Annotated in this window: 1 protein-coding gene; it reads right to left on the bottom strand. The window is 62.6% G+C overall.

Annotated elements, in window-relative coordinates; all coding sequences use genetic code 11:
* A partial coding sequence (locus HMPREF2857_RS05625; RefSeq protein WP_246819626.1) for an IS481-like element IS5564 family transposase occupies positions 1-861 on the bottom strand: 861 nt, incomplete at both ends.

Genomic DNA, 861 nt, shown 5'->3' on the forward strand with positions numbered 1-861 from the left:
GAAGGGTACGCCGCCAATCGCAGAGTGGTGTCGGTGGTGGTTGTAGAAGTGGAGCCAGCCGGGCAGCGCCAGGCGTCGTTCGGCCTCTGAACCGTAAAACCTGGCATAGGCCCAGCCGTCCCCGAGCGTGCGGTGGAATCGCTCGATCTTCCCGTTCGTCTGCGGCCGGTAGGGGCGTGTCCGCTTGTGTCGGATGCCGAGCCGAGCGCAGAAGTCCCTCCATGCGTGGGATCTGTATGCCGACCCGTTGTCGGATAGGACTCGCTCGACGGTCACGCCTCGTTCGGCGAACCAGGCCACGGCGCGTTCGAGAACTCCCACCGCTGTGCTCGCCTGCTCATCCGACCAGATTTCTGCGTATGCGACGCGGGAGTGGTCGTCGATGACTGTGTGAACGAACGCCGTCCCGGTGCGCGGCTTGTGATCTTTTCCTCGTGGTAATCCCGGAGTCGCGAGCTTGTTCCGTGCGCCTTGCTGCCGACCTACGTAACGATGTCCACCGCCGTCGGGGATGTTGCCGAACTTCGTGACATCGACATGAATCAACGATCCCGGATGAGGATGCTCATATCGCCGCAATGGCTCGCCAGTGACACGATCGATATGCGAGAGGCGGTTCACGCGGCAACGGACGAGGACCGCGTGAACAGTCGACGTCGAGAGACCAAGTCGCGCAGCGATCTGGGCTGGCCCCAGTCGAAGCCGCCAGCGCAGGTTGATGATCTTCTTCTTGACATGCTCGGGCGTCCTGCCTGGGATCCGGTGCGGCTTGCTGGAGCGATCCTGCATCCCAAACTCACCCTCTTCCCGGTAGCGGCCTGCCCATTTCCGGGCAGTGATCGGGGAGACCATGAACATCTT

The sequence above is a fragment of the Corynebacterium sp. HMSC076C10 genome (genome assembly GCF_001812455.1).
Lineage (GTDB): Bacteria > Actinomycetota > Actinomycetes > Mycobacteriales > Mycobacteriaceae > Corynebacterium > Corynebacterium jeikeium_D.